24 protein-coding genes are annotated in these 26,046 nt (G+C 41.8%); 8 read left to right on the forward strand and 16 right to left on the reverse strand.

The window, feature by feature from the left end; all coding sequences use genetic code 11:
* Nucleotides 1–19 precede the first annotated feature (19 nt).
* The 4 genes from ACT3IB_RS02505 to ACT3IB_RS02520 form a co-directional block, all read right to left on the reverse strand.
* Complete coding sequence (locus tag ACT3IB_RS02505; RefSeq protein ID WP_491537444.1) at nucleotides 20–1,063, reverse strand: SMP-30/gluconolactonase/LRE family protein; 1,044 nt, start codon at nucleotides 1,061–1,063, stop codon at nucleotides 20–22.
* 80 nt (nucleotides 1,064–1,143) lie between these two features.
* Nucleotides 1,144–2,199 carry an alpha/beta hydrolase gene (locus tag ACT3IB_RS02510; RefSeq protein WP_491537674.1) on the reverse strand — a complete coding sequence of 352 codons (1,056 nt, stop codon included), beginning with the start codon at nucleotides 2,197–2,199 and terminating at the stop codon, nucleotides 1,144–1,146.
* A gap of 111 nt (nucleotides 2,200–2,310) precedes the next feature.
* Nucleotides 2,311–3,348: an alpha/beta hydrolase gene (locus tag ACT3IB_RS02515; RefSeq protein ID WP_491537445.1), complete on the reverse strand. Its 1,038-nt coding sequence runs from the start codon at nucleotides 3,346–3,348 to the stop codon at nucleotides 2,311–2,313.
* A 34-nt stretch (nucleotides 3,349–3,382) separates the two neighbouring features.
* The gene (locus ACT3IB_RS02520) at nucleotides 3,383–4,117 is read right to left on the reverse strand and encodes a carboxymuconolactone decarboxylase family protein (protein ID WP_491537446.1); all 735 of its coding nucleotides are present in this window, start codon (nucleotides 4,115–4,117) and stop codon (nucleotides 3,383–3,385) included.
* A gap of 192 nt (nucleotides 4,118–4,309) precedes the next feature.
* Between ACT3IB_RS02520 and ACT3IB_RS02525 the strand changes: the two genes are divergently transcribed.
* The gene (locus tag ACT3IB_RS02525) at nucleotides 4,310–5,206 is read left to right on the forward strand and encodes a helix-turn-helix domain-containing protein (RefSeq protein WP_491537447.1); all 897 of its coding nucleotides are present in this window, start codon (nucleotides 4,310–4,312) and stop codon (nucleotides 5,204–5,206) included.
* A 463-nt stretch (nucleotides 5,207–5,669) separates the two neighbouring features.
* Here the strand turns inward: ACT3IB_RS02525 and ACT3IB_RS02530 are convergent, their stop codons facing one another.
* The 8 genes from ACT3IB_RS02530 to der form a co-directional block, all read right to left on the reverse strand.
* A complete protein-coding gene (locus ACT3IB_RS02530) occupies nucleotides 5,670–7,046 on the reverse strand; it encodes an FAD-binding oxidoreductase (RefSeq protein WP_491537448.1) in 1,377 nt (458 codons plus the stop codon).
* Between the two features lie 207 nt (nucleotides 7,047–7,253).
* The gene (locus ACT3IB_RS02535; RefSeq protein ID WP_491537449.1) at nucleotides 7,254–7,763 is read right to left on the reverse strand and encodes a YybH family protein; all 510 of its coding nucleotides are present in this window, start codon (nucleotides 7,761–7,763) and stop codon (nucleotides 7,254–7,256) included.
* Nucleotides 7,764–7,935: 172 nt separating this feature from the next.
* Complete coding sequence (locus tag ACT3IB_RS02540; RefSeq protein WP_491537450.1) at nucleotides 7,936–9,039, reverse strand: nickel-binding protein; 1,104 nt, start codon at nucleotides 9,037–9,039, stop codon at nucleotides 7,936–7,938.
* Between the two features lie 574 nt (nucleotides 9,040–9,613).
* Nucleotides 9,614–10,129, reverse strand: coding sequence for a redoxin domain-containing protein (locus ACT3IB_RS02545; protein ID WP_491537451.1), 516 nt, complete (start codon nucleotides 10,127–10,129; stop codon nucleotides 9,614–9,616).
* Nucleotides 10,089–10,715: a hypothetical protein gene (locus tag ACT3IB_RS02550; RefSeq protein WP_491537452.1), complete on the reverse strand. Its 627-nt coding sequence runs from the start codon at nucleotides 10,713–10,715 to the stop codon at nucleotides 10,089–10,091. The genes ACT3IB_RS02545 and ACT3IB_RS02550 overlap by 41 nt, the downstream gene beginning before the upstream one ends.
* Nucleotides 10,716–10,735: 20 nt before the next feature.
* Entirely contained in the window at nucleotides 10,736–11,299 is a 564-nt protein-coding gene (locus tag ACT3IB_RS02555) for a hypothetical protein (RefSeq protein WP_491537453.1), read from the reverse strand.
* Between the two features lie 7 nt (nucleotides 11,300–11,306).
* Nucleotides 11,307–12,005: a NuoI/complex I 23 kDa subunit family protein gene (locus ACT3IB_RS02560; RefSeq protein WP_491537454.1), complete on the reverse strand. Its 699-nt coding sequence runs from the start codon at nucleotides 12,003–12,005 to the stop codon at nucleotides 11,307–11,309.
* Nucleotides 12,006–12,093: 88 nt separating this feature from the next.
* Nucleotides 12,094–13,401 (reverse strand): ribosome biogenesis GTPase Der, encoded by a 1,308-nt coding sequence (gene der, locus ACT3IB_RS02565; RefSeq protein ID WP_491537455.1) that lies wholly within the window; start codon nucleotides 13,399–13,401, stop codon nucleotides 12,094–12,096.
* A gap of 324 nt (nucleotides 13,402–13,725) precedes the next feature.
* Here der and ACT3IB_RS02570 point away from each other — a divergent pair, with 324 nt between their 5' ends.
* The 7 genes from ACT3IB_RS02570 (at nucleotide 13,726) to ACT3IB_RS02600 (ending at nucleotide 22,516) form a co-directional block, all read left to right on the forward strand.
* Entirely contained in the window at nucleotides 13,726–14,997 is a 1,272-nt protein-coding gene (locus tag ACT3IB_RS02570) for a lactate 2-monooxygenase (protein ID WP_491537456.1), read from the forward strand.
* Nucleotides 14,998–15,093: 96 nt separating this feature from the next.
* On the forward strand, nucleotides 15,094–15,732 hold the full coding sequence (locus tag ACT3IB_RS02575) for a thymidine kinase (protein ID WP_491537457.1): 639 nt from the start codon (nucleotides 15,094–15,096) through the stop codon (nucleotides 15,730–15,732).
* Nucleotides 15,729–17,063: a NupC/NupG family nucleoside CNT transporter gene (locus tag ACT3IB_RS02580; protein WP_491537458.1), complete on the forward strand. Its 1,335-nt coding sequence runs from the start codon at nucleotides 15,729–15,731 to the stop codon at nucleotides 17,061–17,063. Before ACT3IB_RS02575 ends, ACT3IB_RS02580 begins: the two co-directional genes overlap by 4 nt.
* Nucleotides 17,064–17,069: 6 nt before the next feature.
* Nucleotides 17,070–18,002 (forward strand): peptidyl-prolyl cis-trans isomerase, encoded by a 933-nt coding sequence (locus ACT3IB_RS02585; RefSeq protein ID WP_491537459.1) that lies wholly within the window; start codon nucleotides 17,070–17,072, stop codon nucleotides 18,000–18,002.
* Nucleotides 17,995–19,383 carry a peptidylprolyl isomerase gene (locus tag ACT3IB_RS02590; protein ID WP_491537460.1) on the forward strand — a complete coding sequence of 463 codons (1,389 nt, stop codon included), beginning with the start codon at nucleotides 17,995–17,997 and terminating at the stop codon, nucleotides 19,381–19,383. Before ACT3IB_RS02585 ends, ACT3IB_RS02590 begins: the two co-directional genes overlap by 8 nt.
* A 5-nt stretch (nucleotides 19,384–19,388) precedes the next feature.
* On the forward strand, nucleotides 19,389–20,381 hold the full coding sequence (locus ACT3IB_RS02595; protein WP_491537461.1) for an AAA family ATPase: 993 nt from the start codon (nucleotides 19,389–19,391) through the stop codon (nucleotides 20,379–20,381).
* A gap of 11 nt (nucleotides 20,382–20,392) precedes the next feature.
* Complete coding sequence (locus tag ACT3IB_RS02600) at nucleotides 20,393–22,516, forward strand: vWA domain-containing protein (protein ID WP_491537462.1); 2,124 nt, start codon at nucleotides 20,393–20,395, stop codon at nucleotides 22,514–22,516.
* Between the two features lie 8 nt (nucleotides 22,517–22,524).
* Here ACT3IB_RS02600 and ACT3IB_RS02605 read toward each other — a convergent pair whose 3' ends face one another.
* The 4 genes from ACT3IB_RS02605 to ACT3IB_RS02620 are packed head-to-tail and all read right to left on the reverse strand — an operon-like array spanning nucleotide 22,525 to nucleotide 26,041.
* Nucleotides 22,525–23,547, reverse strand: a complete 1,023-nt coding sequence (locus ACT3IB_RS02605; protein ID WP_491537463.1) for a S66 peptidase family protein — start codon at nucleotides 23,545–23,547, stop codon at nucleotides 22,525–22,527.
* Nucleotides 23,537–24,139 (reverse strand): nicotinate (nicotinamide) nucleotide adenylyltransferase, encoded by a 603-nt coding sequence (gene nadD, locus ACT3IB_RS02610; RefSeq protein ID WP_491537464.1) that lies wholly within the window; start codon nucleotides 24,137–24,139, stop codon nucleotides 23,537–23,539. Before nadD ends, ACT3IB_RS02605 begins: the two co-directional genes overlap by 11 nt.
* Nucleotides 24,140–24,144: 5 nt before the next feature.
* Nucleotides 24,145–25,029 (reverse strand): outer membrane protein assembly factor BamD, encoded by an 885-nt coding sequence (locus ACT3IB_RS02615; RefSeq protein WP_491537465.1) that lies wholly within the window; start codon nucleotides 25,027–25,029, stop codon nucleotides 24,145–24,147.
* A gap of 16 nt (nucleotides 25,030–25,045) precedes the next feature.
* The gene (locus tag ACT3IB_RS02620; protein ID WP_491537466.1) at nucleotides 25,046–26,041 is read right to left on the reverse strand and encodes a polyprenyl synthetase family protein; all 996 of its coding nucleotides are present in this window, start codon (nucleotides 26,039–26,041) and stop codon (nucleotides 25,046–25,048) included.
* Between the last annotated feature and the right edge of the window lie 5 nt (nucleotides 26,042–26,046).

The following is a 26,046-nucleotide window of genomic DNA, read 5'->3' on the forward strand; positions in this document are numbered from 1 at the left end:
GTTGAATGAGGTTCCCTAATTAGTCAAGCGAAATAAACCCCAGGGTGTGTTGAGAAGTCATCGGGACTATAAGCTGGTTGGCTCCCGGATCATAACATATGGAAGCTGCACTTGGAATATTTTCGGCGATTAGCTCGGCGGCCCCGTCAGTATCAATTCGAGACACCCCACCGGCTATAACACTGCTTATATATTTGGTTCCGTCGGGCATGATTTCAATTCCATCTCCACCTCGCTGGACCGCGTGTTCTGTTTTTAGTAATTCACCATCAGGTGAAAAGGTCAATACTTCTGTATTCCCAAAATTTACTACCACTATATTTCCATCCTGATCCATTGCGATACCGTTTGGGATATTTATTGGATCACCAACAGCAAATTCAGAAATATTTCCTTCAGGTGAAATTTTCCAAACTTTCCAGGTTTTCGGATCAGCATCTTGTCCTAAGTCTCCGGTTTGGGTAGTGTAAATCGTTCCGTCTTCAGCAACCGTAATGTCATTGATCCATGGAGAATCTTTGATTCGAATATCATCCAAGGGCTTGCCCGTTTTCATATCAAACCGGCGAATAACAGCCACGCTCGGATCATCACTACCGGTTCCGCCATTGCGGTCAGCCACATAGAGAATGCCATTCGCAACAGTACTGCCCAGCGGCTCATTAAGTACAAGAGGGGGAGATAATTCACTGCGCCGGTTGGGACCTTGAACGCCAACCCATCGCGAAGTGTGTACCGATCCGTCGGAGTTGATGAAGGAAATCCAGGCATTGTTGGTCTGTACCCGTTGCGGGACACCTCGATTGGGTACCACAATGACCTCCCTCTCTGGATCATAGGTACAACTTTCTGCCGAACTTAGGGCTCCGTACACGGTTACATTCGAAGAGATCGGCTGAAACTCACCGTCGGAAGATATTCCAAGGGGACTGCCCACAGGATAGGACTCCGTTTGCTGATCCTGCGCAGTTGATGAATTGACCGAAATTCCCATCGTTAATACGATTGTGAGGACTACCATTTTGATAATCAAATGAAACGCTCGTGGGTTATTTTCTCTCATAAGTTGAGTTATTAGTGAGTTCAATTTTCAATTCTCCTGTATCACTCAAATCATTGTTTAACTTTTCTAACTTCTATCTTTTAATCCAAGTTCTTTTCCGCTAACCAGTCCGACAGTAAATCGGCTATTTCCACATTGTTTAAATCAGACATTGGAAAATGAGTATTTCCTTCAATGCCGATCTCCGGTAGATGAACGAGGGTGACATCACCACCATGTTTATTGACGGTATTCGTCCATTTTTCGGCCATGGAAAGAGCAGCCCGCCACTGCTCTTCTCCGGGATATTTTGAGGATTCATCCGGGATATAGTCTCCATAGTAGATAGCAATAGGTACTTCGGTTAAGCGCTCAAAGTCCGACATGGGGACTCCCCGTGCGCTTAGCTGACCTCCAAGGTAGGAGATGGGGTCAGGAACTTCCCCCTCGGGAAACACAAAATTACTTCCGGGCTCATAAGAGACAATACCTTTAATATTGTCATTCTCAAGTGCTGTGAGCCATCCCTGACCGCCACTATGGGAATGAGTTACGAGAATTCCGGGACCTATTTTATTAAATAATTCAGAAACAGCTTCAATGTTAACATCAATATCCAATGGTCCGGTGTCGGGTGTCATCTGCCGGTAAAACTGATTTAAAGCTTTCGGATCTTTTGAAAATTGAACACCGGAATAAAAGTCTGTACCGATTCCAAGCCTGAAAATTCCAAACCAGAGCTGATCATCTGTGGCAGCAGATATGGTTGTCGATTCTGTAGATCGACCTGCCAACCCTCTTCGTGGCTGATCAATCAGGTATACAGGATACCCGCGACGCAAGAACATGCTTTGGAATCCTTCCCGTCCGTCGGGCGTTGTTTGCCAAGTTTTCATGGACTGTCCGTATCCATGCCAAAAGACGAGCGGAAGTGCTCTCGGATTAGTTGGCACCTGATAGAATACAAAGGCGTGATCACCATGTAGAGTTTGTCCTTCCGTTGATTGATCTGTCGGATTAAAAGCTCCATGTTCAATAGGATCAAACGTGCCGGGACTTGTTTTAACGGTTCCTCCCACGGCAAAACTTCCCTGCTCCTTTATAATGATGGATTCTTCCGACCCCCTCTGGGCAGAACACGCTCCCATGAAGATCATTAGAATAAACAGGGCGATGTAACGCACTCTGTGTGCTGAATGCTTGGTAAAAGAGCGAGCTATGAACGGATATTTCATTTTAGCCTTGACTTAGATTTGATATCAAACTGATTAGAGGTTTTGGGAATAAAAGTCATTGAGTTTGCCCAGCGCCTGGCTTACATATTCAGGCACGTAGTATGTTTGAATATGCGTGGCTCCATCAATGACAAACAGTTCTTTATGGGTTGCCCCAGTCGCTTTGTTAAATGCTTCGTCAGCCATATACTTTGTTTGGGCGTCGCTTCCGGCCATCATCAGCAATGGTTGCTCAATCAAATCCATATTGGTAGCGGCATCCCACGTCATCAAATCAAGCAAACTACTCTTGGTGTACTTGAATGTAGAGTTGGGATGTGAGTGCGATCTGAAATAATACTTAAAGCCTTCACGGTAAAACCGGGTATCCACCTTGGCAAGCTCTTCATCAGTAATACTTGATACACCCACGTATTGTACCTCTCCACCAGCAGCCTGCTGAGCACGAGCTTCCGATGCTTCCTTTAAGCGTTTTTGAATAGTTTCTACTTGAGACTTCAGGAAACCATTGCGACGTACTTCACCAGTATTAAACATACTGAGCGTTGCCACGGCTTTAAATCGTTTGTCGGACTGAGCTGCTTTCAAGGTATAACCACCACCGCCACAAATTCCTAAAACTCCCAACCGGCTTGTATCTACTCCTGAGTATTGGATGATATAATCTGCCATTCCTCGGATATCCTCAATGCGGTTGGCGGGCTTATCCACATTACGTGGCTCCCCTCCACTGGCGCCCTGATAGGCCGCATCGGCCGCAATGGTGATATAACCAGATTCTGCCAAACGCTGTGCGTATAATCCGGCTACCTGCTCCTTGACCCCACCGTTAGGGTGAGCCACAACTACAGCTGGATAGCTCTCTGAGGGATCATAACCAGCCGGTGTATAAACATTGGCTGAAATTTCAATGTCATTCAGCTCGTAGGTTACAGGATGGATATGTACCTCATCTGCCACATTTTCTGTCAGGGCATCCCGATACACCAACCCAAAAGGATTATCAGGTTCGGTTTGCCCGAAAGAAACGGTGCTTAATGATGTTAGTATAATTACTAAAAGATATTTCATGGTTTTTTCATTGTCTTTTAAAATCGTTTACGGCTTATTCCGAAGTACTTATCCGGGATAATATTTCTCGTCCGACTTCTGCCTCTTCCTTCCCCACATTAGCCTCCATAATGGAGAACAGTTGCCGCAGTTGTGGTTCTGTTACGCCAATATTGAGTGCTATGCTCATATGGCTTCCCAGCATAGGTTCCACACCTCCGATACTACTGAGTACAGCAATTGTTACCAGTTCCCGCTGCTGATACGTCAAGACATCGCGATCAAAAATGTCCGCAAATAAATGCTCCTTGAGGAATCGGTCAATTGCTGGAGCAAAAGCCCCATATCCCGATTCCGGTTTCTCCCACTTTTCGCCGGTCAGCTCATACAGGGTTTCCAAACCTCGTTTGTACTTACTTTTCTCATCCGTGATCGGAGAGGCTTGGGGCCCCATTTCATCGGTAATGCCTTTATCTTCACGTTCATCCAATACATCCATAAAAGTGTTAAGCCCCCTGATGCTTCGTGGGAAACCGCTATAAGCATACAGGTGCACCAGGACTTCCTTAATTTCATTAATCGTAAGACCGGCATCCAAGCCACTCCGCAAAGCGCTTTCCAATTTGTTCAGATCACCCTTAGCGGTGTAGGCTGATATAAGAACGATAGCTTCTTGCGTTTCACTTAAGGCTTGATCTTCACCGGTACTGTTCTGTGCCTCTGTTGCGTTGGAGATACTCAACAGCGATACAATTAAAGCAATGGTAATCGGATTCTTTGCTGTTCTCATGTGTTTGGATATAGGGTTAATTGGTCCTGCTAATTTTCAATCTTTGACGATACAAAACTAAGGTAGTGTAATTCTTCGCCCTCTTCGTTATACCAATTACGGGATTACCAACCAATATTACGGATTGCACCTTTGCCGTTGTTTTCCCAATCTGGGAATGGTTACATTGGTATAAACCCAAAAAGAGCAGATATGTCACAAGTGTATAGATTTGATACCGTCAGCGACTATAATGACTTCAATAACCATGATACCTTACATCCCTTAGTCAGTGTGATCGATTTTTCCAAGGCGGAAAAGCGCACCGGCAAAAAGATGTACTTTGGGCTTTATTGCATTATTCTGAAAGATGTACAATGCGGCAACCTGAAATACGGGCGGCATTATTACGATTATCAGGAAGGAACCTTGGTCTTTATTTCACCGGGACAGGTTATTGATGTTGAACACAAAACAGAACCGTATCAACCCATGGGACATGGATTGGTTTTTCATCCGGATTTGATACACGGCACGTCGCTGGCTAACATTCAGAATCAGTACAATTTTTTCGGCTACGATACGAATGAGGCCCTGCACCTCTCAGAACGCGAGCAACAAATTGTGTTAGACTGCTTTTCAAAGGTAGAATCCGAACTAAGTCAGTCCATTGACAAGCACAGCAAGAAACTCATTGCCTCCAACATTGAACTGTTTTTGAATTACTGTGAACGATTTTATGATCGCCAATTCATTACCAGAGAAAATGTCAACAATGGGGTAGTAGCCGAATTTGAAGAACTATTGAACAATTACTTTGTATCCGACAAACCTCAAAAGGATGGTTTGCCCACTGTCGCCTATTTTGCGGAAGAATGTCATCTGTCGGCCAACTATTTTGGGGATTTGATCAAAAAAGAAACAGGGAAGTCAGCCCAGGAACACATTCAATTGAAAGTAATTGACATTGCCAAGGAACGTATTTTTGATCCGGATAAATCAATCAGCCAAATTGCGTATGAATTAGGATTCAGCTATCCGCAACATTTTAGCCGCATGTTCAAGGATCGCGTTGGCTCTTCACCGAGTGAATACCGGCAAGAAAATTAACGATATTTTGCTATAACACATTTCTGTTCACGACCGTAAAATAATTCAAAAGGAAGTTAATTTTACTACTTCCTAATAGTCACTACACATTTATAACGCCTAAAATATTGTTATTCAGTAAGTTATTTCAGTTATCTCAATTCCTAACTAAGTTCCTAATACATTTTTTATAATAAGGAACTAAAAATAAGCAGCATCTCGAGAGAAGTGAAGTTTAGGATACTCTTGGCAGGTATTATTTTAATTATCTCTCCCAAAGAAGTATCAAAATGGTTGTCCCAAAATGTTAGCTATAAATAAAAAAGGGACTCACAATAATTGAAATGTATACCAAGTAAAGCTGCGATTAGAGTTTAACAAGCCATATTTTGGTACAGATTTAAAGTTTTCTTAGATATTAATATGGTTGTCCGCCTATATTGAAAGACAATCGCTTTTAAATTTAGGTACTATCACATATGCATCAAATTGGCTTGATGTTTTGATTTACATGAAAAAAGTTACCCGGATCATATTTGGCTTTGATTTCAGCCAACCGTTTGTAATTGTCGCCATAGGAAACTTTGATTCGAGTTTCTCCCTCTTCCATCATAAAGTTGACGTATGCTCCTCCCTCGGCATGCGGTATCAATCCATTATAATAATCCTTGCACCACTTGGTAACTTTATCCGCATTTTCGGGGTCCGGATCTACGCCAACAATAACTTGAGCCCAGCGTGTATCCCGTTTTGCCCAAGCGGTGTCTTCTGATTGTACATCGTGGACAGTGCCATCGATTGGGTAGAGGTGCGTAGTTGAGTGCATCGAAGGGATCTTGGATCCATGGTTAATATTTTCACGAATCGCATCATCAGTCAGTTCTTTGATAAAATGAGATCTCCAGTACCACTGCATACCGGGCGGGTAGAGTTCGTCGAACATTCCGTTCAGAGCCGGCATTGGAATTTGGCTGACAAAATCAAGTATGGGCGGACCAAATTGCCGGATTGGCTTAAACACCGCTTCCGCTTCTTCCATCGGGCCGGTATAACACCAAACCACTCCGCAAACATTTTTCGAATGTAAATGTTCAGGAAATGGATCGCCAGGAGGAACAATCAGGAAGGCAAAAAAACCGTAAAGGTCATTCGAAGCATTTTTAGTGATTTCATCATAAAAGGTCAATGCCTCATGGGCCTGCTCGATGGGCCAGAACATCGGCCCGGCATAGACATTTTTGATGGGTAAAAGATTGAACGTGAAAGAAGTTACAATGCCAAAATTACCGCCACCTCCCCGGATTGCCCAGAACAGATCAGGATGACTGTTTTCATTGGCCGTAACCACTTTTCCGGAAGCGAGGACAACCTCAGCTTCTTGCAGCCGGTCAATTGTCAACCCGCCTTTACGGCTAAGATATCCTATTCCTCCTCCAAGCGTAAGCCCTCCAACACCCGTCGTGCCGATGATACCGCTTGGCAATGCCAGGCCATGCTCATGAGTAGCTTTGTCTACTTCTTTCAGTAAACATCCTGCTTGAACAACGACTGTTCGTGTATCCGGATCAACCTGGATATCCTTCATCAGGGACAAATCGATGACCATCCCCTCATCAACCAATGCAAGTCCGGGCCCATTGTGACCGCCGCCCCGAACAGATACTTCAATCCCTTCTTTCCGGGCAAATACTACGGCTGCCTGAACATCTTTTTTATTTTTACATTTTACAATCATGGCAGGCCGCTTGTCTATCATTGCATTGTAGATCGAACGCTCCTTGTCATAAGTATCATCTTGGGGCAAGATAACTTGAATTTTCAGTTTTTCTTGTAATTCTCTGATCGCTGTTGGTTGTTCCATATTAATTCCATAAAAAGAGGTTGTTTGATGTTACTCTAATCCTGTAAAAGATAGAATGTGATTGGTAGAATACGCCTTTTAGCCCTGAGAATTCTATAAATAAATAACAATTTTGATTCATGGGTGGGCTTTAATAAATAAGGACGCATCAAGGACCCCGCAAAAACAGCGGGAACGCTTGATGGTCCTTTAATGGCAATCCATGTTTTATCCTACATTCAAAGGCGAATGGTGTTCATGTGTAATTTTCCATCCATTGACAGTCTTGACGAATACCAAGGTTGTAGATCCCCATATCTGCATAACCTCTTCACCGATGGTCGGTCGAAAATCCGCATGAAAGGTGACCACTGCTACGTCGCCGTAAACAGATATTTTTAGATCACCGAGGTTATAGTCAAATCCGGAGATTGCTCCCACGAATCCTCGTTCATACGCTTCGTTTTCCTGGGAATTAAATCGGGGTTCGCTGTCTCTGAACTCCGTAAACTTTTCCCCATAAGCGTGATAGGAGATTAACTTATCGGCATCGTTATCCTGAATGCTTTTAAATATGCCGTCTAACACGGTTTGTATTTCAGCTTGGGATTCCTGGAATTGATCTGTGAGGAGGTTGAAGGGCTGGTCACTACATTCATTATCTGCTGCATTAACATCACATCCGACGATGATATAAAAGAGTGATATAATGAATACTAGGTTTTTTGTTGTGTTCATGATTGTATGGTTTTATGTGTTGGTTACATGCAAATTCTCCCATTGCTGGTTTAATATTGCGTTATCATGAATCAATATATCTGAGATGAAGGGCCTCATTCCATCACATTTCAATCAATAAATGTAAATTTTGATTCATAGTCCGCTGGAAGAAGGAAAGATCGGAGTAATGTTAAACGGCTATGCTTGATGCTTTGACACCAAATTTATCATGGAAGCATTTGGAGAAATAAGAAGGGCTGTGGTATCCGATTTCCAAAGCTATTTCAGAGAGATTGTATTTGTTTTCTTTAATGAGTGAAAGAGCTTTGTTTAAGCGAATATCACGAATGAATCTAACCGGGGACCGGTTGGTGAGAGCGGTTATTTTCCTGTAGAGTTGTGGACGGCTGATGCCCATATCTCGACTTAGGTAATCAACGCCAAAGTCATTCTCGGAAATCCTGTTCTCAACAATGTCTAGCAGGTTGTCTAAAAATTGCTGTTCCCCAGGCTTGATGGTTCGAAAGCTTATATGGGTTTTAATCAATTTATTCACATCGCAGAGTTCTTCAAAAAGTGTTGATGTGATAATTTCATTCTCTCCTGCAATTAAACATAAACGTTTGCTCATTCGTATGGCCTCTACAAAGAATCCCTCCTTCTTTGTTAAGGGCTGGCCTACACTAATCCCCATATTGAATGTGACATCAACTGAATCCGGATCAGAATTCCCATAGCCCTCCAGTAATTCTTTTTGAATTTCGTGAGCACATCGAAGCACTTTTTCAGGAGTTTTGAATACAGCGACGATACTATCGAAGCCACTTGTTCGAACTTCTTTTCCGTTGTATTCAGCAATCCATTGAAGGGCTATATTTTTGGATTTTTCAGGCAGTTTTAGCTGGTTAAAATTGATGGAATCTCTGCTACTGGTTTTTGTAATAATATCAAGAGTAAGGATATAGCGATAACCGGTATCTATCTTCCCATTTTCCTGACGAACTAGTCCTTGATCCACTTTTTGATTTTCTCCCATAAAAAGATCGTACATCCCACCTTCCACTTCAGTGATTTGGCAAGCCGTAACACCATTGGCTTCCCTGTGTGTGGCTGCACATGATTCCTTGTCCGGCCCTTCCATCAGGCAATATATGGTTCCGGCTTCTTCATTAAACCAGTATTGATGGTACTTGACTCCATACTTCTCCTGTACGGCCAAATCCTTGAGGTGGGCTTCTCGTGTGTCCTCCACAGACACCTCGTCGACAAAATGAATATCCATGTAAAGTGGCATGGTAGTATTTTTAGAGATGCTATCTACTCTTGTGCTCTTTTGATCCTAAATAGATAAAATGCCAGTTACTTATATATACACTATTCTTTGTTGATACCCTATTATTTTTTTCAATCGTTCGCTTTCCGCAAGGCGTCATAACCATGGCATCTATGGGACGAGGTAAAAAATTCGGTTTAGTTCTATGCGCTTGTTGTTCATGTTCTATGTTATAACTTAGCTAGTAGGCTCCGCCCCCCCCCATTATCCCAAGGCCATTAGGTATATTACTCAGATTGGGAAGATACTGTAAATTCCCTGACATTAGATTTGCTGGTAGGTTGCTCTGAAATCCAAGTATATCGACCTGGTTCTAATTTTACAGTAATAGGCAGTATTACCTCTTGGCATTTCATGTGTACCACATATAAAGGTAGCCGGAGCTGGGTTTCTCCGCTGTTGAAACAAGTCCTTCAGCATTGTTAAAGTCAAACCAATATATAATGTCCTGCAGATCAATAACTAACAGAACGCAAATAAAAGGTCTTCAGAGGAGCTTTCTAACAATTATTAGGAAATTCCAAATCCAAGATATTTAATCAAGATCGGTAAGCACTTTTTGCATTTGCTTGAAATCTGGTAGTTCACTGGCATCTTCTAAGATCTCTTGAAATCTAATGGTCCCCTCTTTATCAATCACAAATGATGCTCGTTTGGATACTCCCTTCATGCCATAAAAGTCATCGTAAAGTGCGTTATACTTTGATGATACTTCTTTGTTGAAATCACTGAGAAGCGTGAAATTTAAATTCTCACTCTTTTTAAATTCACGCAAACCAAAAAAACTATCGACACTTATCCCCACAACCTTGGCATCCAGCGAATCATATAGTTTCATGTTATCTCTTGCCGTGCAAAGCTCTTTGGTACACGTTCCGGAAAATGCTACTGGAAAAAATAAGAGAACTACGTTGGATCGTTCCTCAAAATCTGAAAGTGTAACTTGCTCTCCTTTTGTATTCTGCAAAGTAAAATCGGGAGCTTTAGAATCAATTTTTAGCGTCATAATTTTATGATGTTTGCGGAATTGTGTCTTTTTCAATCTGTTCATACCCATAAATGCTTGTCAGCATTGCTACGCTAAGCAGTAACTCCCAAATCCATTGATAGGTATCCTGTACCTCTGTTATGTTCCAAAAAAGGATATATGCAATCATAAAAAGAATTATTCCTGTAAGGACAAAAGCGTATACGGTTCTTCGATAGGTATAAACAGAGTACATCAGGAGCGCTACGGTAATTGCTCCTCCCTGGTAAATTATTAATAACCATGTTTTGATGGCATAGGTATCCTGAACGAGTAAATATGAGAGGATAATTAAAAGTGGCAATGCGGTATATATCATCGGGAACCGTGCAAAGACGGGTTTTGATTCCCGGATAAATATTGCCAGCGAACTAAGGACAAAAGCTAAACATGTTACATGTCCCCATTCTATTATGAATTCAGAGGCAGCCGTTACATTCGGGGCCGTCATCAAAAAATCCAAAACCACAGTAAACTGCATTACTGTAAAAATCGCGGATGCAATGGTAAGACCAAGAAACTTAAGTTGTCCCCTTTTGTTTGTAAGACTGAAAAATTTAGCTGCAACATAACCACTTACAAACAGGAGTAATAATGTTGCCCAGATCATACAGGTTGATTTAGCCAGTCTTAGTTTTCAGTGGGATGTTTATCTTGTCGGTGTGAACGTCGGTGTTCAATATCACGCTGCCGCTTCTTTTCTTGGTTGTAAATGCGAACTTGATCGGCAATATCTTTTAATATCCCCCTTTCAAACCGAATCATTTCTTGCATGAAATCGAAAAGAAGAAGTTGTTCACCGTCTCTATAAACCACTGTTTCCCAATCGATTAGCGATATATTCTTAGCAGCATTTACGAGCCCTGCCCTGTGCTTGGCAATCTTTTTAAGGATCCTGTGAACATCCTCTAATTTTTCCTCATCTTTCTCAAAATCTTCCTTAAAATGAGTAAAGTTATCGAGGTGAGTGGGACGAGGGTTATCAATGGCCTCTTCCATAATCGGCCGATAATAGGAAAGCTGCGCATGATCGATGAGCAACAACATTTCTGCAATTGAACGTCCCTCAGGAGGGGTTTTAGCATAAGGAACATCATCAATAACGTATTGCATCGCTTCGGCCTCATCTTGTAAATATGAGGCATCGTCTACCAAACGGTCAAGGTCTTCCTGTGAAATTTCCCGATCAGTCATGATTAGACTATCTCACCCATTCAGATTCGGGCTCAACATCGTCATTATGACGTTGCTGCTCAAGCATTTCAACGAGCGAAAGCCCGGAATGAAATTCCTCATCTCGGTCGCGAACGGAGTGAATATTGTTTTCTTCCTGAAAATCCCAGAACTGACCAAATTGACGATTTTTGTATTCACGCAAGAATTCAAGTCGCTCCTGCAGATCTTCTTTAGGAACGAGGAGTCGTTGTTTGTCATAAATAGCCTCTTCCCTCGACTCAAATACGATATCATAGTCCTTACTCATAACGATGGCTTCTTCCGGACAAACTTCTTCACAATACCCGCAGTAAATACACCGCAGCATATTAATTTCGAAAAAATCGGGATATCGTTCTTTGGGATCATCAGAATCCTCATTAGCTTGCATGCTGATAGCCAATGGCGGACAAGCTCTTGCACATAAACCGCATGCTACGCACCGTTCTTTGCCATTATCCTCAACCAACACCGGCCGTCCTCTAAATATAGACGGGGGTTCCCACTTTTCTTCGGGATACTGTAATGTTACACTGGGCTGGAACATCTGTTTAAGCGTGTACCACAACGCTTTAAAGATTTCGGGCAGATATAAATTTTCCAGAAAAGAAAATGAGCGCTCTCTGTCAAATTGTTCATTGAGCGCATTTGCTCTGGGTTGTTCTAAATTTTGTGGTGTTGGCATGAGTATACAATTAGAAATTGGTTGTTGCTCAACGTAATATCGCTGGAAAAATAACTGATTCAATGATTCACGTCAAAAGTAATATGAATTATTTCTGAACAAATCTCATCGTTATGGGAACTCCGACAAATCCAAACTCTTCTCGAATCCTGTTTTCAATAAAACGTCGATAACTGGCCGGCAGCTCCTCTGGTTTATTCATAAAAAACTTAAACACCGGTGGATTCGATTTTACCTGGGTGCCATATTTGATTTTTAGTTTAACTCCCCGCCGAACCGGTAAAGATTTTTCTTTTAAAATACGTTCGATAAAGTCGTTTAAATCAGAAGTCTTTATCGTCTTTTTTCGTTCCTGTAATACTTTGTCAGCTACCTCAATTACTTTATGGATTCGTTTTCTGTGTATCGCGGAAATAGATACAATAGGGATATATTTCATCATTGGTACACGACTGTACACGTACTCTTCAAATTCTTTGTGAATATTTGTATCCTTTTCGGGTACTAAATCCCACTTATTGAGTACAATGACGATCCCCTTGTTATACTTTGCAGCATCGCGCAAAATGCGTTTATCCTGCTCCTCAAACCCGCGCATGGCATCGAGCATAATAAGGGCAACATCACATTCTTTAAGTGCCCTGTCGGTTCTAACGGTACTGTAAAATTCTACATTCTCTTTAACCTTGGCTTTCTTCCTTAACCCAGCGGTATCGACGAGAATATATTCCTTCTCATTGTAAATTAGTTTACTGTTGATCGAATCGCGGGTCGTTCCCGGAATATCAGTCACGATACAGCGCTCATCATCCAGCAGCGCGTTAATAAAACTACTTTTACCTACATTAGGGCGTCCGACCACGGTTAATTTGGGGATGGGAGTTTCCGGCTCATCTTTTTCCTCCGGAAGCAACTTTACAACTTCATCGAGTAAATCACCCGTACCACGTCCGCTTAATGCTGAAATAGGATATAATTGTTCAAATCCCAGAGAGTAAAACTCGGTAGCATTGAGTTCCCGCTCCTCGTTATCAGCTTTGTTGGCCACCAGCAATACGGGTTTTTCCTCCTGCCTAAGAAGTTGGGCTACCGATTGATCGAGGCTGGTAATACCGGCCTCGGTATCCACCACAAACAGGATAAGATCAGACTCTTCAATGGCAATATGAATCTGCTCCCGGATACCCTGGATCATTACATCAGTCTCGTTCGGCAGGTATCCGCCGGTATCAATAACATTAAATTCACGGCCATTCCAGAATGATTCTCCGTAATGCCGGTCGCGGGTAACACCGTATTGATCATCGACAATAGCTTTACGGCTGCCGATTAGTCGATTAAATATTGTGGATTTGCCTACATTAGGCCGCCCTACGATTGAAACTACGGGGAGCATGTGGTATTTATTATTTATATTTTATTTTCAATGACAAGCCACAAAAATAAGGAAATTAACTGTTAAAGTAGAGTACAAACTCAATGCTTGAAACCTTTTATAATAGCTTCGGATTTATTGGTTCAATTACTGTCGCCTTTATTATTTTTCTTGTTTTTATTTTTTGGATGGCCGGCATTGCGGGCCTTTCTCAGCTGCCGGAGTCACGTAAAAAAAACTTAAAACTTGTATGTTCCATATTTTTCCCTCCATACCCTATTATATGGGTTTTCGTTGATATGTACCGGCAGAGCCAGCTTATGAAGGAAAAGGAAATTAAATAACATGGCTTCGGATAAACTATTTTCCAGAGAACGGCAGACCGATATCTTTTTGGGAAGCCTTCGAGGCAAGAACAGAACAATTCCGGTTTCTTTTGATAAACTCCGTAATGCTGCCAAAAATAAGATGTCAAAAGAGGCCTACGCTTATATTGCAGGTTCTGCGGGACGTGAAATTACTAAGAAGTCCAATCGCACCGATTTCAACCAGTGGAAAATTACGCCGCGCATGCTTAATGATGTTTCCCAATGCAGTACAGAGGTCTCGTTATTTGGGCGTCGCTATCCTGTTCCTTTTTTATTGGCCCCCATCGGGGTCTTGGACATGGCTCACCCAGAAGCAGACTTGGCGATAGCAAAAGCATCAAGTGCTGAAAACGTTCCTTTTATATTTTCAAACCAGGCGTCGGTTGATATGGAAACCTGTAGCTCTGTTATGGGGGATTCGCCACGCTGGTTTCAATTGTATTGGAGTACGTCTAACGATCTTGTTGAAAGTTTTGTGCGTCGAGCAGAATCGTGCGGTTGCGAAGCTATCGTACTTACGCTGGATACAACCATGCTGGGATGGCGTCCCCGAGATCTGGATCTTGATTACCTCCCCTTTTTACGGGGACGTGGTATCGCACAATATTCAAGTGATCCGGTATTTCGGGAGCTTATGAAAACATCACTGGGAGATGCTGACGAGCCACCCAGGCTGACATGGGAATCGATCAAGGCACTTATCAAAATGGCAAAAAATTATCCCGGAGGATTTTGGAGTAATCTGGTTTCAGAGAATCCCCGGAGAGCTGTTAAAACATTTATTGAGTGCTACTCGCGTCCTTCGTTGACATGGGATGACCTCTCCTTTTTGCGGTCTCTTACCGACTTGCCCATTCTATTGAAAGGCATCTTAAATCCCAGCGATGCGCGCAAAGCCATTGAAAGGGAAATGGACGGAATTATTGTATCAAATCACGGGGGGCGTCAGGTCGACGGTGCAGTAAGTGCTATTGAAGCATTGCCGGATATCACAAAAGAAGTAAACGGGGAAATTCCCATATTAATGGACAGCGGAATACGATCAGGCAGTGACATATTTAAGGCCATTGCATTAGGAGCTGATACAGTATTATTGGGACGACCTTATGCCTATGCCCTTGCTGTTGCCGGAGAACAAGGCGTGCAAGAAGTTATCCAGAACTACCGCGCTGAATTTGAATTAACGATGGCATTATCGGGATGCAGATCAGTGGATGAGATCAATGCTGATCGATTGCAGTCAGCGTAACATTTACTAAGAATTCATCTTTTTATTTTTACCCTTACAAAGATATATTCCATGCTTTAACAGCGGCACCCGGAATTATTTATAAAGAAAGTATTTATGCTTAGCGAACCTTCATTTGTACCACATAAAGTTGGCTGGATTGAAGTTATTTGTGGTGGGATGTTCAGCGGTAAAACCGAAGAGCTGATCAGACGCGCTAAACGAGCCCACATTGCCGGACAAAAAGTTGTGGTAGTAAAACCGAAGGTTGATGATCGCTATGATGAGGAAGATGTAGTCTCGCACAATAAAAATGTGTTGCCTGGATTGGTGGTCGATACAGCTGATCAAATTGTATTACTTACCGGTGAAGCTGAAGTTATTTGCATCGATGAAGCACAGTTTTTTGATAAGCAATTAATGAATGTAGCCAATACTCTTGCAAATGATGGTAAAAGAGTAATTGTAGCTGGTCTTGATATGGATTTCGAAGGGCGCCCCTTTGAACCTATGCCCCAAATGCTGGCCATTGCAGAATATGTAACCAAACTTCATGCGGTTTGTGCAGAAAGTGGAACGATGGCCCATTATTCACAACGCGTCGTAGAAAGCAAAGATCGCGTACTCGTTGGAGAAACAGATGCCTATGAGCCCCGAGCCAGACATTGTTATCGCCCTCCTGTCGACAAACGAAGAGGAAAGCCCATTCAGCCTATCCAGAAACAAGATAATACGAAAAAAGAAAACGAGTCATGATTGACATATTGCGTGGTATGATAGGAATGGCGGTTATTATCGGCATTTCAGTATTATTCAGTAAGAACAAAAAACACATTAATTGGCGTTTGGTCGGCACCGGCCTCGGAATACAGTTTGTTTTGGCTGTATTTATTTTAAAGGGACGACAAATGTCCGAATACTGGGCACCCTTGGGATGGCCCAAAGATTTCTTTAGCTGGGTGTCATCCTTCTTTGTAATTGTCTTAGATTTTACAACCGAAGGAGCTAAATTTATATTCGGTGATTTAGCAAAAAGTCCCGGTATGGAAGGTAGTATGGGTAACTTTTTTGCCTTCCAGGTATTGCCTACTATTATCTTTTTTGCCTCATTGACTGCCATATTATATCACTATGGAATTTTACAGCGTATTGTGAAATATATGGCTAAAGGAATGCAGAAAGTCATGGGAACCTCGGGTGCTGAGTCATTAGCAGTTATTTCAAATATATTTGTGGGGCAAACGGAATCTCCCCTAGTCATTGAACCCTATATTAAGAAGCTGACTAAATCTGAATTGTTGGCTGTAATGACCGGCGGAATGGCTACTATTGCAGGTGGAGTTATGGCCGCGTATGTACAGATGCTAGGTAACTCATACGCTCAGGCCCATGATGTTGCCCTAGATGTAGGCCGACTGATGTTTGCAGAACAATTGCTGGGGGCAAGTTTGATGGCAGCTCCTGCTGCCCTTGTTATCGCTAAAATTATGTATCCCGAAGTTGATGAGCCTGTAACAAAAGGAGAAGTCAATATGAGTGTTGAAAAAACAGATGCCAATGGCATTGATGCCGCTGCAAGCGGAGCTTCTACGGGCTTAAAACTAGCTGGAAATGTCGGAGCTATGTTATTGGCGTTTATAGCATTATTGGCAATGGGAAATTATTTTCTTGAGAGCTTTGGAAGCATTACCGGTATTAATGCAATGATTGCAGACGGTTCGCTGACAATTGAAAGAGTGCTTGGCTGGATTATTGCTCCTATTGCCTTTGTTGTAGGTGTTCCTTGGGCTGATGCGATCAATATGGGGTCTTTACTTGGAACAAAAGTAGTACTCAATGAATTTGTTGCCTACTTGCAATTATCAGAGATGGTAAGCGCTTCTGAGATTGGTGACAAAACGATTAGAATGGCTACCTTCGCTCTTTGTGGATTTGCAAACTTTTCCTCTATTGCTATTCAGATCGGAGGTATTGGTGGATTAGCCCCGAGTAGAAAATCCGAGCTTGCAGAGTTCGGTCTAAAAGCGGTATTAGCCGGTACACTTGCGAATTTAATGACGGCAACAATTGCCGGAATGTTATTTTAACCGACTATGAAATCAAATATATCATATAGATTCTCTTTGTTGATTATACTTGGAGCAGTGTTACCTCTGGCCTCTTGTCAGCAAACCACCCGGCAAAATGCAGACAATGCGCTAGCAAGAGTCGGAAACGAATATTTGCGGGTGGAGCAGGCAATTGATGATATTCCTGAAACTGTGTTATCCGAAGATAGTGTTAAGGCATTAACTCAGTACCGTGACAACTGGATTCGTCAGCAACTTTTGGTTCAAGAAGCAAAACGGCTCGGTTTAGAGCAAAAACCCGAAATCCAGCAAAAAATTGATCGTGCAAGGCAAGAAATATTGCGTCAGGCACTTAAAGACTATGTGTTGGCTTCTAAAGAACAGGATATGCAAATATCAGATGAGGAAGCTCGAACTTATTATCAGGCTAATAAAGAACAATTTGTACTTGAGGAAGATTTTGTAAAGTTTCGGCACATGCGTACTAAGACGATCAAAGAGGCTCGTAATGCCAAGCAAGATCTGCTAGACGGCGTGCCTTGGCCTGAAGTTGCCCGCACCTATGCTATTAATCCTTCAACTGTTATCAGCGAATCTGATCAGTATTGGCCAGTGTCAATGGCGGCACAGGATATTGATATCATGAACCGATATTTAACGGTAATCGGACAAAGTGAAATTTCGCCCATACAGCGTGTAAACGGGATATATCATTTTGTGCAGCTGATGGATACCAGATCTGAGGGGGATCACCCCAACCTGGAATGGCTTATAGAACAGATTAAAGATTGGATGGCTTTAAATAATCGACAACGAAATTTCAGTTCCTTTGTAAAGAATCTTTATCTTAAGGCCGAATCGAATAATGAAGTAGAGACTTTTAACGTTTTACCTACTAAACCTAACCAAAATTCAACGCTTGACGATACCCTTGAAAACAACTCAACGAATGAATAAAGCACATTTACTGCTCTTTTTTGTAGTTTCATTAATTTTAACTCCCCTCTTATCACAAGCACAAAATCAATCATCAAATAAAAAATTAGATCAGATTGTTGCTGTAGTCAATGATCATATTATCCTCAAATCGGATGTTGATCAGGAAGTACAGCAATACATGATGCAGCTTCAGCGACAGCAAAATCAGCAAATCTCATTTAGCAAAGAGATTTGGTATACGGTATTGGAAAATATTATCGACCGACATGTAATGCTTGATCAGTCGAAGCGAGATTCTATTACTGTTTCTGACGAAAGAGTTGATCAGCAAATAAATCAGCAAATAAACTCGTACGTTGAACAAGTGGGTAGCGAGCAAGCTCTGGAAGAACAAATGGGACAGAGTATTGTACAGATCCGGGCTGATTTACGTGATAATTACCGCGAACAGATGATTGTGCAGCAATTTCAGCAGCAAAAGCGCAGTAATGTTTCCATAACGCGCCCGGAAGTTGAAGCGTATTTTAATAAGATACCGCAAGATTCATTGCCTATGATACCGGAGCGAGTAGCTGTATCACAAATTGTTTCCGTTCCTCCTCCCTTGCAGAATGCTAGAGCAGAGGCTCGAAAGTTGGCAGAACAGTTGCGTGATTCAGTGCTTAATCATGGAAAAACAATTGAAGAGATGGCCAGAAAGTACAGTGATGGGCCTTCTGCCTCGTCTGATGGCAATCTCCCAATGATGTCTATGGATGACTTTGTTGCCGAGTATTCAGCTGCAGCATCGGCGCTTGAACCGGGTGATATCTCAAAGGTTGTGGAAACAAGCTTTGGATTTCATGTTATACGACTTAATAAACGTCAAGGGGATCAAATTGATACCAATCATATCCTTATTGAAGTTGATGATCAAAGCTATGATGATGAGGCCGCCAAAGAGGAATTGAGACAAATTCGAGACTCTGTACTCACCAATCAGGATATAACTTTTGCTCAGATGGCCAGACGCCATTCAGATGATCCGAATACCGCGCCACAGGGTGGTCGGGTGTTAAATCCACAAACCGGAGAGCGACTTATAGCTCTTGATCAACTCGATCCTGCTCTCTATCGAATTGTTCTTTTACTGGAAAAGGTGGGAGATATTTCCGAGCCAAAATCATTTACTATGGGCGAAGAAAATAACTCACAACGTGCCTTTCGCATTGTTCGGCTGGACAGGAGGATTGAAGAGCACAGAGCTAATTTAAAACAGGATTATACCCGTATTAAACAGGTTGCCCTGCAAGAGAAGCAGGCAGAATATATGAGTGACCTGTTGTCGGATTTGCGCGAAGATATGTATGTGGAATATAAAATTACGATTCCTGAGCGCTATAAAAATATTAATTATTAAATCCTATGAGCACTATACCTGAGGAATCGGTTGAAGCGGTAGATTTTTTTCAGGAATCTTTTGACAAGATTCGGAAAGAGGTAGGCAAAGTTATCGTTGGTCAACAAGAAATTCTTGACCAGCTTCTTATTTGTTTGTTTTCACGGGGACACTGTGTACTTATCGGGGTTCCGGGTCTTGCAAAAACGCTTCTTATCCGGACAGTATCTCAAACCCTGAATCTCAGCTTTAGCCGGATTCAATTTACGCCCGATCTTATGCCCGGGGATATTACAGGGACGGAAGTTATCGAAGATGATCGAGAAACCGGAAAAAAGAGCTTCAAGTTCGTCAAAGGCCCTATATTCGCCAACATCGTATTAGCTGATGAGATTAATCGTACGCCCCCCAAAACACAGGCAGCCCTTCTTGAAGGCATGCAGGAGTTTCATATAACTACCGCTGGGCATACCTATCCTCTTGAGCCTCCCTTCTTTGTACTGGCTACGCAAAATCCGATTGAACAGGAAGGCACCTATCCCCTTCCCGAAGCTCAGCTTGATCGCTTTATGTTTAATTTATGGCTCGACTATCCCTCTGTTGATGAGGAACAGGATATTGTTAGTCAAACGACCTCTCTTGGTGAGGCTGAAATCAATGCGGTCTTAAATGTCGAGCAAATTGTGGAATTGCAGGACTTAGTACGCAAAGTACCTGTTCCGGATGGAGTACTGAAATCAGCTGTTGAACTTGTGACCAAAAGTCGTCCGCAATCCGAAATAGCACCGGAATTTATTCAAAAGTTTATGAGCTGGGGGGCCGGTCCTCGTGCTTCTCAGTACCTGGTATTAGGAGGCAAAGCCCGTGCACTCTCGCGGGGACGATATAATGTTTCTGAAGATGACATCAGAGCTCTCGCAAAACCGGTTTTGCGTCACCGAATTGTCAATAATTATGCGGCCGAAGCAGAAGGATTAACTTCCGACAAACTGATTGATATGCTGCTTGACGAAATGTAAATACCATCACCGTGGACTTCATCTTTCAAGGATTTCAAGCTTCTCTCCCCTTTTGGGTTTACACGCTGATATTCATCTGCACCTTTCTCATTGCCTGGTGGTCGTATTCCAACATCAAGCAAATTGGCCGTACTTATTTTTATACACTTGTTTCTCTACGCAGCTGTGTATTTTTCATCCTGCTTTTACTTCTGGTAAATCCGTTTTTCAAGACAGAGGACACTTACTTTGAACCCGCTAATATTTTGGTGTTGCTTGATAATTCATCAAGTACGCAAATTGAAAAAAAGACATACCAAGGCAGCAAAAGTTATTCTGAGCTTTTACAAAACCTTGACTTTGCTGAGAAATCCAATATTAATTTTCAATTTTTCAAAATTGGTAGTCGTATAGAACAGACAAAAGTCGGCAGCCTTACTTTTGATCAAGATCAGACTGACCTATCATCTGCAATTGAAACAATTCGGGGAAAACAGAACGATATAAGTGCGGCGCTTCTCATTAGTGATGGAATTTATACCAAAGGTAAAAATCCCATTTATGAGACTTCTGATATCGGTATCCCCGTTTTTTCTATTGGCCTGGGAGATACCACATTCCAAAAAGATATTCTAGTTTCATCTATTTCCACAAATTCAACGGGATATCTTAACAGTACACAAAGCGTTAAAACAACGATTAACAGTAAAGGTTTTGAAGGTAATTCAATACCTGTTCACCTAAAAAGAGGTGATGAGATACTCTCAGAAAAAATCATTATCCCAAAAATAAGGAATAGCAGTCAGGAGATAAGTTTTGATCTGCAGCTGAATCAAGAAGGGTTGCAGCAATATGAAATTCATATTCCTACGCTTAGCAAAGAGTGGACTTCAGCTAATAATACGCAACGATTTACGGTAGACGTACAAGATGCTAAGCAGCAAATACTATCGCTTGCCTTGGAAATACACCCGGATGTACGATTTGTTCGATCACTTATATTAAAAGATAAAAATACGGAGCTTATAAATCGAACCTGGCTTAAAGGGGACGACTTTATTGAAGGAGATTTTACTTCTGTAATGGATTCTCTCGATTTGGCTATTATTCACGGTTATCCAAATGCAGGATTATCTGCAAAAGTTAAAGAGAAGTTAAGAGAAATCGGGGATAACATTCCACTGATTGTAATAGCCTCCCCCCGGTTTAGTCCTCAGCAATTTCAACAACAAATCACCGAACTCCCAGTTGATTTTAAAGGATCAAAGCAATACGGACAGATTGCACTTCGATCGGTATCCGAAACATCAGAACATCCTATCAGGGAACTTCCTGCTATTACGTTTGATCAACTTCCTGGCTTGGTGGGTCCGATAAAAAATATCAGCACGGCAAGCTATGCAAACATGCTATTCAGTAGTACTTATCAAGGTGAGCCAATTCAAACGCCTGTGATTGTTTCTCAGCAATTGGGAAATAAACGCCACATATTTGTTACTGCTTATAACTGGTATCATATGCATCAAAACCAAAATCCCCGGGTCCAAGCTTTTGCCAACCAGCTTTGGCAAAATATGATAAGCTGGACGGCTACCGATCCCGATGACAAACTGCTTGATATTCAGCCCCAGCAAGACTCTTTTTCAGGTACTGAACCACTAACTATTGAAGGCTATCTAAAAAATGAACGTGGTCAGAATGAGTCTGAGGCAAATATAACAATCTCGATCATTTCCGATACGTCAGCTGACCGAATGTATTCCATGGAAAATAGAGATGATGGGAATTATCATCTTTCCATTCCACCCTTGCCCGAAGGAATTTATACTTATGAAGCAACAGCTCAGAAAGGGGATCGAATACTGGATACCGAACGAGGCGAATTTTCCGTAAGTGCTTCTAATGCCGAATACATTGATATCAACAGAAATGAACAACTGCTGAAGCAAATAGCCGAAAATACGGGTGGAGAATATATGCCTTTTGATTCTGTGGATGGATTCTGGAATATCTTAGAAGAAAGGCAACTACTAGACCGTCAACAGAAAGTTGAAACAAATTTCTTTTACCTATATCAGCATATTGGCTGGTATATTCTCGTAATTATTTTTTTATGCAGCGAGTGGATATTGCGAAAATATTTATCACTGCCGTGAGCCTTCATTTAGGTAACGGCGTTTCCCTTTAGCTTGATAGTCCCTTCCTGAGCATCCATTTCAACACCTAAACCAACAGGTAGGGTAATCATATTGTCGATATGGCCAGTCATCGCTCCCGAAAATGCCGGAATACCCAGTGGTTTAATGTGATCATCAAAAACTTGTTGGAGGGTAAGACTATGAGGACTCGACATTTCGCAAGAGGCACATTGTCCAAAAATAAATCCAGAAATTTCTTCCAGAACGCCATTCAGTTTGAGTTGTGTTAACATACGATCGAGGCGGTATACATCTTCCCCGACATCTTCCAAAAAAAGAATGCTGTTATTCCAATTAGGAAGGTAGTCAGATCCCATCATAGCAGACAAGACGCTTAAATTTCCACCGAGAAGCGTGCCCTTTGCTTTCCCCGGGGTAATAACCGAAAATTCATCACATTCCTCGCAAAGCTTCTTATTTGGAATATCAAACAATCTTTGGCGTCCGGTTAAAACATCTTTGAAATGGTTTGTTGTGTAATTAGTCCATTTCGATTTCCCCACCGGACCGTGAAATGTCACCAGGCCTGTCTTTGAATAAATTGATAGCAATAAGGTTGTTATATCACTATAACCAACGAGGATTTTGGGATTTTTACGGATAATATCAAAATCAATGAATGGTAAAATGCGATTGCAGCCCCATCCACCTCGAAATGGCATGATGGCATCAACAGAATCATTTGCGAACATGGCATTGAGGTCGGCAGCCCGTTCTTTGTCCTTCCCCGCCAAATAGCCATACTTGTTGCGCGCATTTGGGCCTTCTTCCACCTCATAACCCAATTTCTTAACCTGGTCAATAATCTCATCATACTTTGTGGATTCAGGTAAAATAAAGCCCGGACTGATAAGTCCAATAGTGTCCCCTTCCTGTAGCTTTTTGGGCCTGATAGTGCTAGAAGCATCGGAGTGATGACCGGTATTTGCCAGTAATGACCCAAACCCTCCCACTGATAAAAGTTTTAAAAATCCCTTTCTATTCATCATTATTGCCCCTGTAAAGTTTTTCGTTATCAATGATAGTTTTAACTGACGAAGGGGTCAGTTCCGAAATATCATCTCCGTTGGCAACGGCATCCCTGATCATTGTTGAAGAAACTTCAATAGGTTCATGATCAACAAAGTGGACATGATTCCTTAGAATATTATCGATTTCTTCAGTATAGGTAGCCGGTCGTTTTGCTACAAGCAGGTCGGTATCTTTGAGGATCTTACGCCAGTCTTTCCACTGTTTGAAATCCCTCAGTGAATCCTCTCCAATACATAAATAAAAGATGTTGTTGGGATATTGCTCTTTCAGAAATTTGAGCGTCTGAATGGTATAAGATGGTTGGGGTAACTGCATTTCAAGGTCACTGATTTTTACATCATCAAAATCCTTGAAAGCTGTATGCAGCATTTTTAATCGAGATTGAAATGAAGTCTGTGCCTGTCCAGTTTTATGGGGAGGGTCGGGAGTAAGCAGAACCCAAAGCTCATCGAGTAAATCAGACTTTAAAAAAGATTTTGCTATGGCTAGGTGCCCATTATGAACGGGATCGAAGCTGCCGCCAAACAATCCAATTCTTTTCTGTTGCACAGCCATTAGTTTGCGTTGGTATCATTACTGACATCACCCTGCAAGTTTTCCTCACTTTCTTCAACAACAGGAGCCTCATCCGGTAGTTCGGCCAGCGCAGACCGAGCCTCGTCGACAAGTTCCTCTGCCTCTTGACGGTATTCGCCGTTGGGGAAAAGCTGAATAAATTTTTCGTACGCCTCTACTGCTTTTTGATAGCGTTCTCTTTGTTTAGATGCAACACTACGGTCAGCATAAATATTGTAAGTTTTAATCTCATCAACCAATGCTCGTTGTGCCCACTTTGTTTCGGGATACTTGTCAATAGTTAAATCATAATAAATGATTGCGGCTTCATATTTATCCGTACGCAAATATAAATCCGCTGAATGATACAGCTTCTTGGCAAGCTTTGTTCTCATTTCAGAAATATACTTTCCGGCTTCATCAGCTTTTTCTGAATCTGGGAAACGTGAATTATATAATTGAAATTTTTCTATTGCCTTACGGGTATGTTTTTGATCAAGTTTGTACCGAGGACTTAATTTATAATAACAATATGCTTCCTTAAATTGAGCTTCTTGCCGTCTTTCCACCTGGGGAAAAAGTGAAATGAACCGCTCATATTCTGAAGCTGCCAGTAGATATCGTTCATCGTTGTAATAAGATTCTGCCAGATAAAACTGTGCATCTTGGCCATATTCAGTGCCTCGAGCAATTTGAACAACCGTTTCAAAGGCTTCAGAAGCCTCGGTATAGTCCCCTTTGTCGTAAAATGCCATGGCTTTTTCGAATGCTACCTCCAGGGAGTCCCCTCTTTGTATCAAATCACTATTTTTACATGATGCAAATACAAATACAGCAAGAAATAGACAAGAAAGTTTGAATGTTAAAGTCGAAAGCTTATGCATTATTTTTATTTCTGATTTAATATTCACGAGAGATCAAGTGATTGAAAAAATTTATAATTTCATTTTTGTACTCCGAATCTTCAAACCGTTCAAGATGGTCCACCGCTTCTTGATAATGATACTGAACGGCATTTTTAGTGTCTTCAATAATATTTAGATCCTGATAAATCTTTATAACCGTATCGACATCTGCAGAACCGCCATTATTGTTCGACAGTATCTTTTGTAACTGTTTTTGCTGACTATTATTACATCGCTCCAATGCAAGAAGAGTTAGATATGTTTTTTTGCCCTCAATAATATCCCCACCCCTCTTTTTTCCAAACTTTTCAGGATCGGCAATTGCATCCAATAAATCATCCTGAATTTGAAAAGCAATTCCAGCTTCCTTGCCAACAAATCGCAACTCATCGATAGTATCCTCATCTGTTTCCGCAACGGCTCCTCCTATTGCTAATGCTCCGCTGATTAGGGCTGCCGTTTTACCCTCAATCATTTGAATATATTCTTCAATACGAACATCAGATTGATTTTCGAACATAAGGTCATAAGCCTGACCTTCACAAACTGTTTCCGCGCTATTCAAAAAGATATCAAGGATAGTACTATATTGGCCTTTGCTATATAAGTTCGAGTGGCCGTAATACTGCAGCTGTTTAAATGCCTTGGCGTACATTGCATCGCCGGATAAAATGGCTGTATTGGAATTCCATTTTTTGAAAACACTGGGGTTCCCTCTTCTCGTATCCGCTCTGTCCATAATATCATCATGTAATAACGTAAAATTATGGAGCAATTCTATGGATAGTGCTGCGGGTAACGCTTCATTAATCTCACCGCCACAAATACCACATCCTACCAATGTTAAATACGGGCGGACCCGTTTTCCGGCAAGTTCCAGGGTATAACGTACGGGATCATAAAGTAATGATGGTTCTTCGGGCAGATCCAATTCTGCCAGCTTTTCATCTATCAGATCAGAAAGTTTTTGCTGTCGTTCTGTAATCTTCAAATTCT

The organism is Fodinibius sp. GM21 (assembly GCF_058386955.1).

Coding starts and splice junctions, on each gene's coding strand:
- ACT3IB_RS02560 (WP_491537454.1), bottom strand. CDS start 12,005: ATGCCAACACCACAAAATTTAGAACAACCCAGAGCAAATGCGCTCAAT.
- ACT3IB_RS02550 (WP_491537452.1), bottom strand. CDS start 10,715: ATGATCTGGGCAACATTATTACTCCTGTTTGTAAGTGGTTATGTTGCA.
- ACT3IB_RS02535 (WP_491537449.1), bottom strand. CDS start 7,763: ATGAACACAACAAAAAACCTAGTATTCATTATATCACTCTTTTATATC.
- ACT3IB_RS02505 (WP_491537444.1), bottom strand. CDS start 1,063: ATGAGAGAAAATAACCCACGAGCGTTTCATTTGATTATCAAAATGGTA.
- ACT3IB_RS02580 (WP_491537458.1), top strand. CDS start 15,729: ATGATTGACATATTGCGTGGTATGATAGGAATGGCGGTTATTATCGGC.
- ACT3IB_RS02605 (WP_491537463.1), bottom strand. CDS start 23,547: ATGATGAATAGAAAGGGATTTTTAAAACTTTTATCAGTGGGAGGGTTT.
- ACT3IB_RS02520 (WP_491537446.1), bottom strand. CDS start 4,117: ATGAGAACAGCAAAGAATCCGATTACCATTGCTTTAATTGTATCGCTG.
- ACT3IB_RS02530 (WP_491537448.1), bottom strand. CDS start 7,046: ATGGAACAACCAACAGCGATCAGAGAATTACAAGAAAAACTGAAAATT.
- ACT3IB_RS02595 (WP_491537461.1), top strand. CDS start 19,389: ATGAGCACTATACCTGAGGAATCGGTTGAAGCGGTAGATTTTTTTCAG.
- ACT3IB_RS02515 (WP_491537445.1), bottom strand. CDS start 3,348: ATGAAATATCTTTTAGTAATTATACTAACATCATTAAGCACCGTTTCT.
- ACT3IB_RS02575 (WP_491537457.1), top strand. CDS start 15,094: ATGCTTAGCGAACCTTCATTTGTACCACATAAAGTTGGCTGGATTGAA.
- ACT3IB_RS02525 (WP_491537447.1), top strand. CDS start 4,310: ATGTCACAAGTGTATAGATTTGATACCGTCAGCGACTATAATGACTTC.
- ACT3IB_RS02545 (WP_491537451.1), bottom strand. CDS start 10,129: ATGAACAGATTGAAAAAGACACAATTCCGCAAACATCATAAAATTATG.
- ACT3IB_RS02540 (WP_491537450.1), bottom strand. CDS start 9,039: ATGCCACTTTACATGGATATTCATTTTGTCGACGAGGTGTCTGTGGAG.
- der (WP_491537455.1), bottom strand. CDS start 13,401: ATGCTCCCCGTAGTTTCAATCGTAGGGCGGCCTAATGTAGGCAAATCC.
- ACT3IB_RS02570 (WP_491537456.1), top strand. CDS start 13,726: ATGGCTTCGGATAAACTATTTTCCAGAGAACGGCAGACCGATATCTTT.
- ACT3IB_RS02585 (WP_491537459.1), top strand. CDS start 17,070: ATGAAATCAAATATATCATATAGATTCTCTTTGTTGATTATACTTGGA.
- ACT3IB_RS02555 (WP_491537453.1), bottom strand. CDS start 11,299: ATGACTGATCGGGAAATTTCACAGGAAGACCTTGACCGTTTGGTAGAC.
- ACT3IB_RS02510 (WP_491537674.1), bottom strand. CDS start 2,199: ATGATCTTCATGGGAGCGTGTTCTGCCCAGAGGGGGTCGGAAGAATCC.
- ACT3IB_RS02590 (WP_491537460.1), top strand. CDS start 17,995: ATGAATAAAGCACATTTACTGCTCTTTTTTGTAGTTTCATTAATTTTA.
- ACT3IB_RS02615 (WP_491537465.1), bottom strand. CDS start 25,029: ATGCATAAGCTTTCGACTTTAACATTCAAACTTTCTTGTCTATTTCTT.